15 protein-coding genes and 1 other annotated feature are annotated in these 17,161 nt (G+C 32.4%); of the genes, 2 read left to right on the top strand and 13 right to left on the bottom strand.

All coding sequences use genetic code 11. The annotated features are described in order from the left end of the window. Positions 1-13: 13 nt before the first annotated feature. Entirely contained in the window at positions 14-1,432 is a 1,419-nt protein-coding gene (locus FYJ71_RS03630) for a VanW family protein (protein WP_154537423.1), read from the bottom strand. Between the two features lie 253 nt (positions 1,433-1,685). On the opposite strand from FYJ71_RS03630, the gene FYJ71_RS03625 reads away from it, so the two are divergent. Continuing rightward, entirely contained in the window at positions 1,686-2,363 is a 678-nt protein-coding gene (locus tag FYJ71_RS03625; RefSeq protein ID WP_154537422.1) for a LexA family transcriptional regulator, read from the top strand. A gap of 227 nt (positions 2,364-2,590) precedes the next feature. Here the strand turns inward: FYJ71_RS03625 and FYJ71_RS03620 are convergent, their stop codons facing one another. The 8 genes from FYJ71_RS03620 to FYJ71_RS03585 all read right to left on the bottom strand — a co-directional run bounded on the left by FYJ71_RS03620 (position 2,591) and on the right by FYJ71_RS03585 (position 9,144). Further along, a complete protein-coding gene (locus FYJ71_RS03620; protein ID WP_154537421.1) occupies positions 2,591-2,929 on the bottom strand; it encodes a hypothetical protein in 339 nt (112 codons plus the stop codon). A gap of 125 nt (positions 2,930-3,054) precedes the next feature. Then, on the bottom strand, positions 3,055-3,783 hold the full coding sequence (locus tag FYJ71_RS03615) for a ribonuclease H1 domain-containing protein (RefSeq protein ID WP_154537420.1): 729 nt from the start codon (positions 3,781-3,783) through the stop codon (positions 3,055-3,057). Positions 3,784-3,895: 112 nt separating this feature from the next. Next, positions 3,896-4,648 carry a TVP38/TMEM64 family protein gene (locus FYJ71_RS03610; RefSeq protein ID WP_154537419.1) on the bottom strand — a complete coding sequence of 251 codons (753 nt, stop codon included), beginning with the start codon at positions 4,646-4,648 and terminating at the stop codon, positions 3,896-3,898. Between the two features lie 117 nt (positions 4,649-4,765). Next, complete coding sequence (locus FYJ71_RS03605) at positions 4,766-5,341, bottom strand: zinc dependent phospholipase C family protein (RefSeq protein ID WP_154537418.1); 576 nt, start codon at positions 5,339-5,341, stop codon at positions 4,766-4,768. A 10-nt stretch (positions 5,342-5,351) separates the two neighbouring features. After that, positions 5,352-6,338: a TIGR01212 family radical SAM protein gene (locus FYJ71_RS03600; protein WP_154537417.1), complete on the bottom strand. Its 987-nt coding sequence runs from the start codon at positions 6,336-6,338 to the stop codon at positions 5,352-5,354. A 100-nt stretch (positions 6,339-6,438) separates the two neighbouring features. Next, entirely contained in the window at positions 6,439-6,993 is a 555-nt protein-coding gene (locus FYJ71_RS03595) for a DUF308 domain-containing protein (protein WP_235899048.1), read from the bottom strand. Positions 6,994-7,022: 29 nt separating this feature from the next. Beyond that, positions 7,023-7,823: a Cof-type HAD-IIB family hydrolase gene (locus FYJ71_RS03590; RefSeq protein WP_154537415.1), complete on the bottom strand. Its 801-nt coding sequence runs from the start codon at positions 7,821-7,823 to the stop codon at positions 7,023-7,025. 58 nt (positions 7,824-7,881) lie between these two features. Then, on the bottom strand, positions 7,882-9,144 hold the full coding sequence (locus tag FYJ71_RS03585) for a competence/damage-inducible protein A (RefSeq protein WP_154537414.1): 1,263 nt from the start codon (positions 9,142-9,144) through the stop codon (positions 7,882-7,884). 332 nt (positions 9,145-9,476) lie between these two features. On the opposite strand from FYJ71_RS03585, the gene FYJ71_RS03580 reads away from it, so the two are divergent. Continuing rightward, positions 9,477-10,373, top strand: a complete 897-nt coding sequence (locus tag FYJ71_RS03580) for a D-alanine--D-alanine ligase (protein WP_154537413.1) — start codon at positions 9,477-9,479, stop codon at positions 10,371-10,373. Positions 10,374-10,457: 84 nt separating this feature from the next. On the opposite strand, the gene FYJ71_RS03575 is transcribed toward FYJ71_RS03580, so the two are convergent. The 4 genes from FYJ71_RS03575 to asnS form a co-directional block, all read right to left on the bottom strand. Further along, positions 10,458-12,656 (bottom strand): AMP-binding protein, encoded by a 2,199-nt coding sequence (locus tag FYJ71_RS03575; protein WP_154537412.1) that lies wholly within the window; start codon positions 12,654-12,656, stop codon positions 10,458-10,460. 1 nt (position 12,657) lies between these two features. Continuing rightward, a complete protein-coding gene (gene glpK / locus FYJ71_RS03570; RefSeq protein ID WP_154537411.1) occupies positions 12,658-14,172 on the bottom strand; it encodes a glycerol kinase GlpK in 1,515 nt (504 codons plus the stop codon). A gap of 33 nt (positions 14,173-14,205) precedes the next feature. Beyond that, positions 14,206-15,108, bottom strand: coding sequence for an alpha/beta hydrolase (locus tag FYJ71_RS03565; protein ID WP_154537410.1), 903 nt, complete (start codon positions 15,106-15,108; stop codon positions 14,206-14,208). 244 nt (positions 15,109-15,352) lie between these two features. Further along, entirely contained in the window at positions 15,353-16,753 is a 1,401-nt protein-coding gene (asnS, locus tag FYJ71_RS03560) for an asparagine--tRNA ligase (RefSeq protein ID WP_154537409.1), read from the bottom strand. Positions 16,754-16,793: 40 nt separating this feature from the next. Further along, positions 16,794-17,016: a binding site (T-box leader), on the bottom strand. Positions 17,017-17,161: the final 145 nt, after the last annotated feature.

Raw genomic sequence — 17,161 nt, 5'->3', positions numbered from 1 at the left:
GAGAATTATAATATTATTGCGTTGACAACGTAGAGTTTGCTCCTGTAGTACCAGTTGTCGCACCTCCAGCTGGTTTCTGTGTTGCTGGCTTCGTTACAGGTTTTGCTCCAACTCTTACAATACCCATCTTTGCTGGATAGCTACTAATTCCAATTTTTTCAGTTTTAGTAGTTTTTCCACTTGCATCTTTGTATATTCTATAAGTTGCTACTGTATATCCTGGACTGGCATATTTTTCAACTACCTTTTTTCCAGCAGGCAATGTTGGGTCTGTTATAGTTTTTGAACCAGCTCCAGTATAACCAAGCATTTGAGTTGTCACATCTATATTTGAAAAGTCTTCCTTATTTCCAAATATCTGTGAGTATATTTTTCCGTTTGCTGTAAAATTCTTAATATATATATTGTGTTTATATGGATTTTTGAATTTGAAATCTTGTCCTGGATTACCATCATAAACTGTTGCATCTCTACCTAATGCTACATAATCAGAAGGAATTGTGTGATTTCTCCTAGTAGTTATTTCCATACCTGATAGCAATGCAGCATTAAAAATTGTCGATGACGTCTGGCATACTCCACCACCAACGCCCATAGTTAACTTTCCACTTTCAATTACCGGTGCATACTTGTATCCACTACTGATAGTCTTTTCCCCTGTTAAGCCATTAAATGAAAATTCATCATTAGGCTTAAGTATGATTCCACTGGAGTCCTGAGCAGATTTTCTAATATTGAAATCTCTTCCAGGCATACCTCCATAGTTTGTAGAAAATCCTCCTAACAATGTATCAATGCCCTTTAAATCATCAGCCTTTAACTTTGCTTTTTCAAGTTTTACGACCAACGATATATCGAACTTATCATTTTTTATTTCCCCATCAATCTTCTTCTTTGACTCGGCAACGTTCATTTCTCTACCATCTTCATCTGGTACAACAGAAGTTTTTTCATCTTTATAAAGCAAGGATGCATTTTTCACTGGGGCATCTAGCTCGCCCTTTATTGATGTTAGTTTCTTTTCTAGCTTGGCGACATCATAAGTTGTAGCCAATGATATGTTAGTTTTAGATCCAAAATCAGACTTTAATGTTGTAAATATATTCGATATAAAGCCACCACTACGATTTACGTTGAAGGCATTATCGACCGTCTTTTTGAAATCTATTTTCATATCTAAATCTGAAGGAGAAATTTGCCACTTCATATCTTTGTGGTTCAATGTTATGTTGTCAAATTTTTTACTGTCTTCAAGCTTTGATATTGCCTGAGATTTCGTCAAATTCTGAATATTAATACCAGCAACATACACATTTTTTGCAATTTTGTCGGAACTGACCTGATATCCCAGTACGCTAGTCCCAACAACTAAAATCCCCAAAATTATACCCACAGGTATAACCACCTTTTTATTCTCTTTTAAAAAGCTCATAAAATATCTCCTTTTTTAATACAAAAAATAAATCCAAATTTTCTTTCATTAAAAAGCAATTTTAAGTAATTGCCTTTATTTAATATCTAATTAGAAATAAGTTCTATCAATATTATATCACAAATTATTGATTTTCAAACAAATAAATACTAACCAGAAAGAAAAAAATAAAATAAAAAATATAGGTTGCGTTTTCTAAACTATTCTGTTATAATTATCATTAGATAAGATATTTTATTGGAGGAACTAATATATGAATAAAGAACTCTTTATTAGCAGATTGAATTTTGCTATTAAAACAAGAAATTATACTCAATACTCACTTTCAAAAAAAACAGGAATAAATAAGGGATCACTGAGTTCATATATGAGTGGAAAATACCTTCCAAAACAAGATAAGATTTACATTTTGTCTGATGCTCTTGATGTTAATCCAGAATGGTTGATGTGTAGCTCGGATGATATGGAGCTAAACCTCCCAAATGAATTTGGATTCGACGAGGATTCAGAAGTCGGCTCATATCCATTTATTGAAGATTCTGTATCAGCCGGTGTACCCAACCTTATTTCTGGATATAACTATCTCAACCATATTCAGATACCTGATTTTTTTCTTGGTAGATATGCTGGAAGAAAAGATATTGTTGTATTGAAGGTTAATGGTGACAGTATGAATAAGATAATTCCTGATGATTCGATTATTGTCGTATTACAGGATGTTCCTTTATCTTCTCTATCAACTGACGATATTGTCGTTTTCAGTTATAATTATGAATATGGAGTAAAAAAGCTAATAAAGGACAAATCCAATAATAGACTTATATTTAGACCTGAAAGCCATGAGAGTTGTTTTGAAGATTTGATTGTTAATTACGGTGATACCAATCTTCAAATTATCGGTAAAGTAATTATGTATAATGTCATGCTATAAGTATAAAGCCGTCACAAAATATAAAGCAATCATATATAATGTTTGATGTAAGGCAATCATATATAATATATAATGTTAGATGTTATGTATAAGCCAATCATTTATAAGTGCTATGCTGTAGATATAAAGAAAACAGAAATAAAAAAGACACAACAAAATGTTGTGTCGAAATTTCAAAACTAAGCTTATTAAGCTGTCGTATCAGAATTTATGACGCTAGAAGTCTATTAAGATGCTCTGTGATTTGTTCTCTTTCTTCTGTTGAACTCTCTAGCTCTTTCAACTTCTTCTTCATTAAGCTTCTTGATAAGCTTTCTGTTGATAGGAACAAATAATTTATGACTGTTGTAGAAGCATATCAAAAATGAAAGTGCCAAATCGAAAACCAAGAACAACAACATATAAAATGATAATGACACAACAACGCCAGCAAAAAGATTTGCCAAAATTATTATGAAACCTACTCCAAAAGTGACCATTGTTGAAAATACGAAATATCTCAAAGATCTATTAAAGAAACTATGCAATTTTAGACCCAATTCTCTCATATTCTCACCCACTTTCATCGATATTTGGCTCCATATATTTTTGGATAATAACCAAAACTTTTTACTGTATTTCAAAAATTATACTCAACCTAAATATATAATAACAAATTATGACACTAATATCAATACAAAACGACAAATTATTATAAATTTATTTTTATCGATTTTTTTGCGAGCTCGTCTGCTAGTTCATTATACTTGTTTCCGCTGTGTGCTTTGACTTTTACAAATTTAATTTTTATCCTTTCACCATAAAAATTCGATATTTTTTTGTACTCCTGAGTTCCTTTTTTGTTTGCCTTCCATTCTCCAGTGAACCATTTTTCGATACCATTATAATCATAATAAATAGTTAAATTGTCATAATTATTGTCATAACAGTACTTCATTGCGATTATTGATGCATTTATTTCTCCTGCAACATTTCTCATACTTGTAAATTCATCATTATCACCTTTAATTGAAAATTGTTCGATTACAACATCATTCTTGAGAATTACGACACCGGAGCCATATGTGTTAAAAGTAGAATCAAAACTACCATCAACATATGCTTCAATAATGTCATTATTACCATAAATTGTATCTATATGTTGATTTCTATCAATACTTTCATCAATACTTTTATTAACACTTTCATCAATATTTTCATCAACGTTTTCATTACAATTTTCAACAAATTTCTCTCTATTTTTTATATTAACATCTCTATTAGTATTTTTTAACAGAAAATCCATTGCTTCATATGGTTCTTCAAAAGATTTGTATGAGGCATTTGAAAATCCCTGAATCATTTCTTTACAATCATTCCAATTTAAAAAAATACCATTTATCCTACCATTTAAAACTACATAGTATTTTTGTTTTTTCATACACATATCTCCTTACCAATAATATTGTTGTTTTATCAAATATTTTTTGATTTGATACTAGTCATTACTACATAATAAATTTGCCCTATTACAAAATAGGACAAAATTTATTTTACTTTTTTCTAGCTTTTAGTATATCATAGATAATTCTAAAAATCATCTTTATCAATTCTCTCATATAGTATTGCTTCACTAAAAAGTTTTTCGTTTTAGTTTCCATCATATATTTGTCTTTTATATCCTCTTTTGATGAAATGTACTTCACATATTCTTGCTTGACATTATCCTCGCTCTTTTCTAAGTCTTTCTTAAGAATATTTGCAATATAGTAAGTAGCGATTGTAATTAACGTAACCACAACAATTTTTACAGGACTATGAATAAATCCTTTAATATCACTCCCAACATAGCTTATTAGAAACATCATCAAAAATTTCCCAAACATCATAGGTGGAATAAATATCTTGTAGCTAATATTGCATAATGATGATGCAACAGTTAGCAATGAGCTAGGTAAAAAGGGGAATGTGTAAAATGCAAATATCCCCAAAAATCCTTTTTCTTCAAGAATTTTTGATGCCTTGAAAAATTTGTCTGATTCAAGTTTTTTTCTTAGCTTGGCAAACATCTCAATCTTTAATAGCTTTTTTAAAAATATAAATACGCATATTGTTCCTACTGAGGAGCCTAGCCACGTTGCAACAAATCCAGCTACTAATCCATTAACAGCTGCACTCGTAGCTACAATTGCCAACAGTGGTAGTGCAGGTATAAAACTTTCCAAAAATGCTGCAAAAAAACTAATCAGAATTGATATAATGAAATAGTCTTTTGCCAAATATAGTATATTGTTTATTAAATCCAAAATTATCACCTCTAATTATTAACTTAACTAATGATAACATAGTATCCTAAATAAACACATAATAATCAAAAAAAGAAAAACTTTATCTTAGATAAACTTATATCTAAAATAAAGCTTTTATGCCACAGAATGAGACTTTATCGTGTTATTCAAAATATTTTCAAGAATGTAGTTTGTCACTGTATTGCAAATATATGTCGAGAATCTTAAATCATTTACTTCAAAATTGCCATTTGTCTTGTACTCCTCATACAAGGTTTCAATAAATGAATCGATATCATCCAAATACTGGATTCTATTATTTTTTATCTTGAAATCCTCAGCTACTTTTGTCAAACCCTTTTCGTACTTAATATGAATAATCATACTATGCTTGAACTCCCATCTTTCACTATGAGCAACACAGAAAAAATCTGCCAAAAAGTGACAAATCACACCTATCTCTTGAGAAAATTCTTTCTTAGTAAATATTTTTTCCATTTTGTCTAAATCAAGTTTCTTTAAAAAATCTATTTTCCTTAAAATCATCTCATAGGATTCATCCATATAATGCTTTTTTAATTTATACTTTGAAATAATATCTGGTTTGACATTGCCATATATAAAATTTTTATCATCTATCAAAAACCGCTTGTTACTATCAGTGTGTTCTATTAATGAATTAGCAATTATTATATGCGTCTTCATCATCATCAAAAACCACCTACTCCCTAAAAAAATACTTGCCTTGCCAGCTATCTCGTCTTTTGAGTTCATCATCAATTGCATTTAAGACTTCCCATTTTTTCAGACTCCATAGTGGCCCCACCAATTCTTCTTTTTTCCCATCGCCGGTCAGCCTATGTATCACAATATCTTGTGGTATAATCTCCAACTGATCACATATCAATTCGATGTATTCATCAAATTCCATCAGTCTAACCATATTTTTATTATACATCTTTTCCATTGCTGTGTCACGAATTATATGTAATAGGTGTATCTTTATACCTTGAATATCCAATTTGCACACCTTTTTCACAGTATCCATCATCATTTCCTTTGTTTCACCAGGAAGCCCATTTATTATGTGAACTACTACATCTATTCCATTTTCTCTCAGACGCATCACACAATCTTCAAAAGCTTTGTAATCATGTCCTCTATTAATAAGCCTTGATGTATTATCATGAATGGTCTGTAATCCCAGCTCCACCCATAAATTTGTACGAGTGTTTAATTCTGACAAATATTCCAACACATCATCCTCGATGCAGTCTGGTCTTGTCGAAATTGACAATCCAACAACATCATCCAAACTTAATATAGTTTCATATTTTTCCCTCAATACTTCAACTGGTGCATATGTATTCGTAAATGCCTGAAAATATCCGATATATTTTGCATTTGACCACTTTTTTTCCATCATTTTTTTTATGCTATCAAATTGTGATACCAGGTTTTCCCTTGGATTCCCAGCAAAATCACCAGACCCCTCCTTGCTACAATATGTACATCCACCTGTCGATATTTTGCCATCAATATTCGGGCATGTAAAACCAGCATTTATGGAAACCTTAAAAACCTTTGAATCAAACCTTTCCCTTAGATGATAGTTCCAAGTGTGATATCTTTTGTTTTCAATTTTGTATTTAAAGGCATTTTTCTGTTCAATTTCTTTTTTAATCTTTGAATCTTTACTTTTTTTCATTCCAAATAATAAACCCCTTTTTTTAAGCATGGCATAGATTAATACCAGTTTGTGTTGAATTTTTCAGATTTCATAAACTTATTACAATTTACTGCAAATATTATCTATTGCCTTCTCTATTTATAATGTTTATTCCCACAACTATAAAATATACTCCGAAAATTATTACTATACCAGATAGTATACTCACTAAGAATCTACTCAAAAATAGTGGAGAAACTATCAATAATATTCCGACCAATAGTTTTAATACATTTGATGTACTAAAGTAAACAGTCGAAAATCTTCTGTAGTTCATATAATTTTGCAACTCTCTAACCAATAAAAATAATCCTATTGAAATTGATAGCAGCATATTTACTTGCCTCGGAAAAATGAATAATAAAATGGCGGTTACAAATAATCCCATGCACTTCATTCTGGCTTTGTTGATTTCTTTTTTGTCAGAGTATCTTGTAAGCTCGTTTAAATTTTTTAGACTTAACCAAGCACCATACAGAAAGGCAATCCCCATTCCCCATGAAAATACATTAATTCCAATATTTTTTCTCGAAATGCAATAAGTTCCTATTGCCAATAGTATAACTCCAAGCACGATAAATTTTTTGCTATTTTTACTATCAAATATTCCACTAAAATTAAAATTACTAATCATACTACCACCAACCATTCATTCAACAAATATTATTTTAAGACTGAGTTATAATCTATTATCATGTTAATCGCATCAGCAACCGATGGAGTTTCGTAAGTAGCTGAAGATTTCACAGCTTCAACAGATTTTGACATTGCGAAGCTCATTTTAACGCCACCTAGCATACTTATATCGTTTGGAGAGTCGCCAATAGTCGCTACCTCGTCCAAAGTTATATTATTCATTTTACAAACCTGTTTAATAGCATCAAACTTTGATATAAGTTTTGGTACTATATTCATAGTATACTCGCTTGAAATATAGACCTCGCACTCATGACCTATTTTCTTTTTGAAATCCTCAACTAGCATATTCAGCTTATCGCCATCTAGTGAAGAAATTCCAATATTGCCAACGTTTGAATCATAGGTTATTTTTGACATTATTTCTGGATCAATTTTGTAACCACTTTTGAAATAGCCAGATTTAGATCCATCATTTGGCATAATCACTTCACCGTCATATTTGAAATAAATAACGTCTTTATCAAAGTCTATATAATCAATTGAACTGTAAACCTCAATAATTCTTTTTATCTGCGTATCCGACAAAACCCCCTTGAATATGCACTGATTGTCCCTATCGTATATATAAGAACCATTTTCACATATAAGATATCCATTAAAGCTGATATTTTCTATAATATTCTGAGCGTGAGTATACACTCTTCCTGTTGCAATATTGAATTGAATACCCAAGCTCTCAGCAAGCTCAATAGCTCTAATATCTCTCTCAGAAATAGAATCATTATATAAAGTTCCATCTAAATCACAGAAAATATTTTTTATCATAAAGCCTCCATCATACGTTTTTTTCTGAATCTATATAATTCAAATTTTTACATAAAAGCTATTTTTTCAATAGCAGTCTAATTTCATTAAGAGCAAATTTTGTTGCTCTATTTCTTACCATATTTCTATCACCTGTAAAAATTCGTTTTATAGAATATACTTCTCCTCTATTATATACACCAAAATACACCAATCCAATCGGTTTTTCTTCACTTTCCCCATTTGGACCTGCAATTCCAGTCGTAGAAATACCAATATCGACTCCTAGAGATTTGGCTATTCCTATTGCCATCTCCATTGCAGTTTCTCTGCTCACAGCACCAAATTTGTCCAGAGTGTCCTTATTTACACCCAATCTATGAATCTTCGCCTCGTTCGAATATGTAACACATCCTTCCATTAGTGATGAAGAAATACCTGGATAACTTATTAAAGATGAAGCTATCAGTCCGCCAGTACATGATTCGGCTATTGAAATCTTTAAGCCACTTTCAACCAACATCCTTGCGACGACAGTATCTAATTCCGATTGACTATCTGAAATGCTTTCATCACCTATTAGATATATGTATTCTCCACAAATTTCTTCGACTTTGGACACTAACCCATCTATTAGCAAGTCACATTCCTCGCTCGTCTTACATTTTGCTGTTACCCTAATCAAAACTTCGCCTTCCTTTGCATATAGCGCCATAGTCGGATTGGTTTGACTATTTAGTAGATCGATTAATTTGAGCTCAAGTGACGATTCACCTATTCCAAAGAATCTAATGTATTTTGACTTTATTATTTCTTTAGATTCAGAAATCAATAACGGCAATACATTTTCTCTAAACATCGCTTTCATTTCTCTTGGTGGTCCAGGTAAAACAATTATCTTTTTACCATCCTTGGCAAAAATTGCTCCGGGCGCAGTTCCATTATTGTTTGGAATTATTGTTGATTCTTCAGGAAACATAGCTTGTCTGATATTATTAGCTGGAACCTTACTTATGTCACCACTGAACTTTGCACATTTTTCAAGAATAATTTTCCAATAGTGTTCGTTTAACCTTAGCTCTTGATTAAAATATTTTGCTGCGCCTTCCTTTGTTATATCGTCAGTTGTAGGACCTAATCCACCTGTAGTTATGACAATATCAGCCCTTCTAAATGCGAACTCAAAACAGTCAACCAACCTGTCAATATTATCACCAACAGTCATTTGTGTATACACATTCATTCCCAAATTTGCTATTTCTCTTGAGAGAAATTGAGCATTGGAGTTTAAAATATCTCCCAATAGCAGTTCTGTACCAACAGAAATTATTTCAATGTTCATAATATACTCCTTCTTTTACCCATATATTCGAGGTAAATTTTTGACATAGAAAATATCTCTACATCGAAATATTTTTTTAATTTATATACTATAATACTATCAGAAAAATAGATTTTATTCAAGGTTTACCCGCTATTTTAATCTATTTTGCTTGTTTTTATTATGCCATTTTATTTATTAGTCTTTTTTTATTAGAAAATTATGCTAAAACAATGACATTTTTCTTACAAAATAAAGTATTGAATTGTTTTTATCAGTCAATAGTATTGCAATATTGGTGTGTTTACGTGTATAATTATCATATATCATAAATGACTAAAAGGGGGTACATTATGAAAGTTGCTGTAATATATGGTGGAATCTCTTCAGAGAGAGAGGTTTCATTAAAATCAGGTAAAGCTATGGTTGAAAATCTAAAGAAAGATAAATATGATGTATTAGATTTTAAGATAGACAACAAGACTGATGTTTTCAATCTCGATAAAGACGTCGATTTGGTAATATTGGGTCTACACGGAAAATTTGGAGAAGACGGTTGTATTCAATCTATTCTTGATTCAATGGACATAAAATACTGTGGATGTAGTCCACTTACTAGTGGAATATTGATGGATAAGAATTTTACCAAGACAATAGCAAGACAAAATGACATCTTGACTGCAGATTGGCTGACAGTAAAGAGTGTAGATGAAATAAATTATGACGATATCGATAGACTTGGATATCCAGTTTTTATCAAGCCTAATTCAGGTGGTTCGAGCGTGGCTACTTTTTTTGTTAAGGATAAAGAAGATGTAGAAAATGCAGTAAGAGAAGGCTTAAAGTACGATGAGATTGTCATGATCGAAAAATATATCAAGGGTGTCGAATATACATCATTTGTATTGAATGGTGAAATATACCCAACTATCAAAATAACGTCTGAGCAAGAGTTTTTTAACTATGAAGCAAAATATTCCACTACCAATGGTGCGAAGGAAGTTGTTGTCGAATTACCAAAAGAATTGGACGAAAAGGTTTTATCGACTTCATCAAAGTGTTGGAATGCATACAATTGCAAAGGATATGTCAGAGTCGACTATATAATAACTGACGATGGAGATGTGTACTTGCTTGAATTAAATACTTTGCCAGGAATGACAGAAACAAGTCTTATTCCGAAAAGTGCTGCAGCAAGAGGCCTTTCATATTCTGATTTGCTGGATAAGCTTATTGAAACATCAATGTAGCAAGCGTCAATATAGCACATAATTTTTAAATTTATATATTAAAAGGAGCCAAATGGCTCCTTTTAATATATAAAATAACAATAACTACAACTTTGGCAGTGATTTTTTATCCACCTTTCCAATCGGTGTGACTGGCAACACACACAACCTGGCAATGTTTCGTGGAATCATATGGGGAGGTAGGTTTTCCATTAGAAAGCCTTCAACTTTTTTTTCTTCATAATAATCCTCATATGGTACAAAATAAGCGTCTAAATAGTTTTCGCCATTTTCGTCTTCCCTTTTCACCACTACACTATTTTTTATCTCTGGAATCATATTTATCATATTTTCAATTTCGAAGATCTCTATTCTTATTCCATTTATTTTTATCTGAGAATCCATTCTTCCCAAAACAGAGATGGTGCCCTCATCATCAATCCACTTCGCCAAATCACCTGTTCTATACATAATCTGAGAATTTTCGTCATGGGCAAATGGATTTTTTACGAAGGACGATTTATTTTGTTCTTCATTATTCAAGTATCCGTTTGCAATCTGAATACCAGAAAGGCACAATTCACCTGGCATACCAACGGAACAAATATTGTCATACTTATCTAAAACATATATTTCAGTATTGTACACAGCCTTTCCCACTGGAACTTGTTCATAGTATTTATCCACGTGAAACTGAGTACACAAAACAGTGAACTCTGCTGGACCATATTCGTTATAAATTTCATAGTTTCTTTTCCTATAGCCCTTAAATTTATCACCACCGACCTGTAAAACTCTCAAGGTAGGACAAGAGCAATTCATAACAAATAGCTTGCCCAATATTGAAGGCAATGCCAATATAGTGATCCCTTTAAGCATACAATAGCTTTCAAGGGAGTATTCGTCAACTCTTGAAATTTCTGGTATGACATCCACAGAAGCTCCAACCAATAAATAAGGAAATATCTGCTTCATAATGGCATCAAAACTAAAGCTCAAATATATTCCGCACTTATCTTTTTCAGTTGCTTTTATATAGTCTATTGAATAGTAGCACATATTCATTAGGCTTTCGTGCCTGATACTAATACACTTCGGTCTACCAGTAGTTCCAGAGGTAGATATTCTATAAGCCTCCCCTTTAGGATTGTATTTGTTTATTTTAAGCTCGAAATCATTGTTTCTGACTGTTTCATCATCCATACTCACAATATCATATTTCCAGCCACAGCTCTTAATTCTTTCCAACAGAGAATCACAGGTAAGTATAACCTTTGCTTGTCCATCTTCCAAAAGATACCCCAATCTCTCATCTGGATTTGCTCTATCTATTGGAAAAAAGACTGCTCCAGCCTTTATCACAGAAATTGCAGCCAAAGGAACATAAATTGTTCTCTCCTGCAAGACTGCAACCGTATCTCCTACTCCAATGCCAATATGGTTTAAATATGCTGCTATTCTATCAGTAATTTCGTCCATTTCTCTATATGTAATGCTCTTATTTATATCGCATATGGCAATATTTTCAGGTGTTTTTTCTATCTGTTCCTTCAATTTATTCAAGTAACCAACTGTCTTATCAAATTCGTATATATTGGATTCATTCGTCTTTGTAAACAAATCTCTATGCTCTTCTTTCATATTCTGAATTTCTCTCAAGCGAATTCCAGGATTCGATATAATCTGCTGAAGAATGTATTTGAAAAGATAAACCACACTTCTAGCTGTATTTTTATCGTAATAGGATTGTCTGTACATCAGCTTAATTTTTAATCCGTCATGCACACTTACCCTCATGTACATATCGAGCTTATCGAGCTGTTCATCAGAATTGCTGTTATCATCAAATACGTTGAATAGAAACGCTGTATTTATAAGCTTGTCGTTTACAGCGTTCTTAAAGGTACTGGAGCATCCAACGTAATAACTGTACTCATGAGATTCAATTGTTTGATTCATAATACTTCTACAGAAATCGATAAACCTCATATTGTAGTTATTTGTGTTGATTCTTATTGGAAGCAGATTGCTATTTTTTCCGAAAACTACGTCATCTTCATGGGTAAATTTTTGCAAAACTATTCCAAAAACAGTATCCAAAAGTGAATCCAAATTTATTGAGTTTTTCTCACAATATGACAGCATATTTCTAAACGCCGTTTTCTTAATTGATTTTTGAATCATACTAAATTTTTTTGATTCATTATTATAAAAATCATTTGGAAATCGAGCCAGCGTTATATAACCGGACAAAAGATTGTTCCAGTATTTTTCTGCCAAATTATGATGTTTATTTTTCACCATTCTAATCACTTTCCTTTTTCCAATTAAGAGATCTATTTACAGCTCTTAACCAATTATTATAATATTCCTCGTATTTTTCTCTATTTTTGTCAGGGGAATATTTTTTTTCGTCAAATAACATACTTCTTACTTCGGATAAATCATCGTATACTCCACATCCCAAGCCTGCCAATAACGCTGCTCCAAGTGCCGTACTTTCAGACAAATATGATTTTTTTACTTCAATCCCCAGTATATCGGCTTGAAACTGCATCAAAAAACTATTATTGCTGGCACCGCCATCGACCTTTAGTTTTTTTATAGGAGAATTTAAATCCTTTTGCATATCCAAAATAACATCCTTACTTTGATATGCTATAGATTCCAAACATGCTCTGATAATATGTTCCTTTGTTGCCCCTCTTGTCAAGCCCACGATTGTACCTCTTGCATACATATCCCAATATGGTGCTCCAAGCCCTGTAAAAGCTGGTACAACATAAACTCCATTGTTATCTTCAACTGCTGTGGCATATTTTTCACTCTGTTCGGAAGTTTTCAGCATTCTTAGACTATCCCTAAGCCATTGAATCAGTGATCCAGCAACAAAAATACTTCCTTCAAGAGCATATTGAACCTTGTCACCAATCCCCCATGCAATAGTAGTTATCAAGCCATTGTTAGACCTTATAATATTTTCTCCTGTATTCATCATTACGAAGCATCCAGTTCCATAGGTATTTTTCACATCACCTATATCGAGACATTTCTGCCCAAACAAGGACGCCTGCTGATCTCCTGCACAGCCTGAAATAGGAATTTGAGAGCTTGCAAGCATTTCCTTATCAGTGTGACCGAATATGGAATTAGAAGGCATTGGAGTTGGCATCATGCTTTTCGGTATTCCAAAAAGCTCTAATAGCTCGTCGTCCCATGCCAATTCATTTATATTGAACAGCATGGTTCTTGAAGCATTTGAGTAGTCAGTTACGTGTTCCCTTCCTCTCGTAAGATTCCAAATTAACCAAGTATCTATAGTTCCAAACAACAGCTCTCCATTATTTGCCTTTTCCATTGCTCCATCAACATTATCTAGTATCCATTTTATTTTGCTGGCTGAGAAATAGGCATCTATAGGAAGCCCTGTTTTTAGCCTTATCATTTCTCCAAGCCCTTTTTCTTCAAATTCCAAACACATTTGAGCAGTTCTTCTACACTGCCAAACTATGGCATTATAAATCGGTTTGCCGGTATTTTTGTCCCAGACAACAGTTGTTTCTCTTTGATTTGTTATCCCTATGCAATGAATTTCTTTCGGCGATATACCAGAGAACTCTATAACTTCTCTCATCACTCCCATCATAGTTCCCCAGATTTCAAGTGCATCATGCTCCACCCAAGCATCATCAGGATAATATTGCTTAAATTCCTTTTGTGACAATTTGTGGATTGTTCCATCTACGTTGAATAGAATCGCTCTACAGCTTGTTGTACCAGCGTCAAGTGCCATAATATATTTCTTTTTAATATCTTCCATAAAACCACCTCCAGCAAAGAGTGTATTTTTTATTTATTTTTGTGAATTAATATTTTCAATAAATTTTTGAACCTGCTCAACTACCTGATTTTGCTGTTCTTCGTTTGATATATTTGCATTGTTGTCTTTATTTAGCAATTGTATGTCTGCAAAATTGGAATTGTTTCCTCCGACAATCTCATGGAAAAATGTCTTTTCCGGCAGATTTTTCTTAAACTCATTAAACTTTGAAAAATCAAGTATTCCATCATTAGTTCCCCAAATCAACAATGATGGTTTATTTATTAGCTTTAAATCATCGCCTATCACATATGATCCTAAAAATACAGCACCTATTACCTTTTTTTCATTTGCAGCAATCTTCAGTGCCGTGTTGCCACTATCTGAATGTCCAATCACAATCCATTTTGTTATATCCTCATGCCTTTTAAATATTTCCTCTATTTTACTTTTCGAAAACATTGCGGAGTTCAATGTCAATTTTGGTACGAAAACTTGATGATTCTTCCTTGCCAGACTTTTTGAAAACCTCGCATATGACTTTTGTTCAACCCTTTCTGCAGGAATAATGATAATGCCGATATCCCCTTTATTTGAATTGTTGGTAAAAAGCAAGGCAGAGTCCTCCAATTTTTGAATATCTACACCATAACTCGAAATCATCGCATGGTTGGCATATTCATTGACCTTGTATGTCTTGTTTAACCATATTATATACCCAATACTTGAAATTATTGAAAGCACAACAACTAGAGCGAGAACAATCTTTAATGCAAATCGCTTTCTCTCTCTTTTCATTTTTTCTCTTTCTAATTCCAAGGTCTGATTTATATTTAATGTCTTTTCTAGCTCCATAGTAATATTCAAGGTATCTATACTACTATCCTTCTTATTCTTTCTAATCCTTAGTTTTGATTCTTTTATTTCCCTCAACAAATCTCACCACCATATTATATTTATAAAATTCATTATATTAATCTTATCTAATTATACCATAAATACTACTCTTAATATCTTAAAAATTCCATAACAGTGAGAATACTTAATAATCGTTAAATGTTAACAGTAAAAAAGCATTGACAACACACTTTATGCTCAAGTATCATCAATGCTTTATGTATTATTAAATTATCATTCCATTCCACAATTAATGAAAAGCAGATGGAACTATGTCTAAAACCTAGAACTCAGCATTTTTTGGTGTTCTTGGGAATGGTATCACATCTCTAATGTTAGAAACACCTGTCAAATACATTATAATTCTTTCAAATCCTAATCCAAAACCTGAATGAGTTGCTGTTCCGAATTTTCTAAGTTCAAGATACCACCAATAGTCCTCTTCCTTTAGACCCATTTCCTTTATTCTATCCATCAATACTTCATATCTTTCTTCCCTCTGAGAACCACCAATTATTTCCCCAACACCTGGTACTAAAAGATCCATGGCTCTAACTGTTTTTCCGTCATCATTGGCTCTCATGTAAAATGCCTTGATATCTTTTGGATAATCAGTTACAAACACTGGAGCATTGTATATCTGTTCTGTAATATATCTTTCATGCTCAGTCTGAAGATCACATCCCCATTCTACAGGATATTCAAAAGTATGATCTGACTTTAATAACAAATCTATAGCTTCCGTATATGTTATTCTAACAAAATCGGAGCTTACTATATTATCAAGTCTGTCTAGTAGTCCCTTATCAATGAAGCTATTGAAAAATGCCATTTCTTCAGGGCAATTTTCTAGAACAAAATTTATTATATATTTAATTAAATCTTCAGCCAATTCCATATTATCTTCCAAATCAGCAAAGCTTATTTCAGGCTCAACCATCCAAAACTCAGATGCGTGTCTGGCAGTATATGAGTTTTCAGCTCTAAAAGTAGGTCCAAAAGTGTATATATTTCTGAAAGCAAGTGCCATAATTTCACCGTTCAGCTGACCAGAAACTGTAAGATTTGCCTCTTTACCAAAGAAATCTTGGCTAAAATCAATGCTTCCGTCTTCATTTAGCGGAGGATTTGTCATATCCAAAGTCGTTATTCTAAACATTTCCCCTGCACCCTCTGCATCACTTCCTGTTATAATTGGAGTGTGTGCATAAACAAAATTTCTTTCCTGGAAAAATTTATGTATTGCATATGCAACCACTGATCTTACTCTAAATACTGCAGAGAATGTATTACTTCTCGGTCTTAGATGAGCTATTGTTCTCAAATACTCAAAGGTATGCTTTTTCTTCTGTAGTGGATATGATGAATCTGATTCTCCTTCAACCACCACTTTTGTAGCATGAATCTCTATTGGATTTTTTGCATTGTCTACCTTAACTAATTCTCCCTCTATCAATAATGATGAAGATATCGGTAGCTTTGATATTTCAGCAAAATTATCAATCTTATTTTCATCAACCACTATTTGAAGATTTTTAAAAAATGAACCATCGTTCAATTCAATAAACCCAAAACTTTTTGAAATTCTAGACGTTCTTATCCATCCAGCAACGCTTACACTTTTACCCAAATACTCATCACTATTTCTATATAGCGATTTTACTTCTAAAAATTTCTTTTGCATTTCTTATTCCTCCTCAATATAAAAAAACACACAACATCCTCAAAGGGACGATGTGTGTTAAATCGCGGTACCACCCTAATTATCGATAAATCGATCTCTTAGTCAGACTATAACGTGTCCAAACGTCAAATCCTAATAAGCAAAATGCCTTTCAGACTGAAACTCCGAGATGTTCTTCACTATTGATATTACACTAGACTCTCACCACAACTAGCTCGCTGTAAAAATTGATCAACAACTACTCTTCTCTTCACAGTAATATTGTATTTATGCTTTGTTTTTGTAGGAACCTAAAAACAGTACCTACATCTTTGAAATATACTTAATACATACACTATAGTATATCAACGAATAAAATTACTGTCAACTATAAAATATAATAAATTTGACGAAGAAAATATCTTTTTT

The organism is Peptostreptococcus porci (assembly GCF_009695815.1).
Lineage (GTDB): Bacteria > Bacillota > Clostridia > Peptostreptococcales > Peptostreptococcaceae > Peptostreptococcus > Peptostreptococcus porci.
This window is presented reverse-complemented; position numbering and strand designations above follow the sequence as displayed.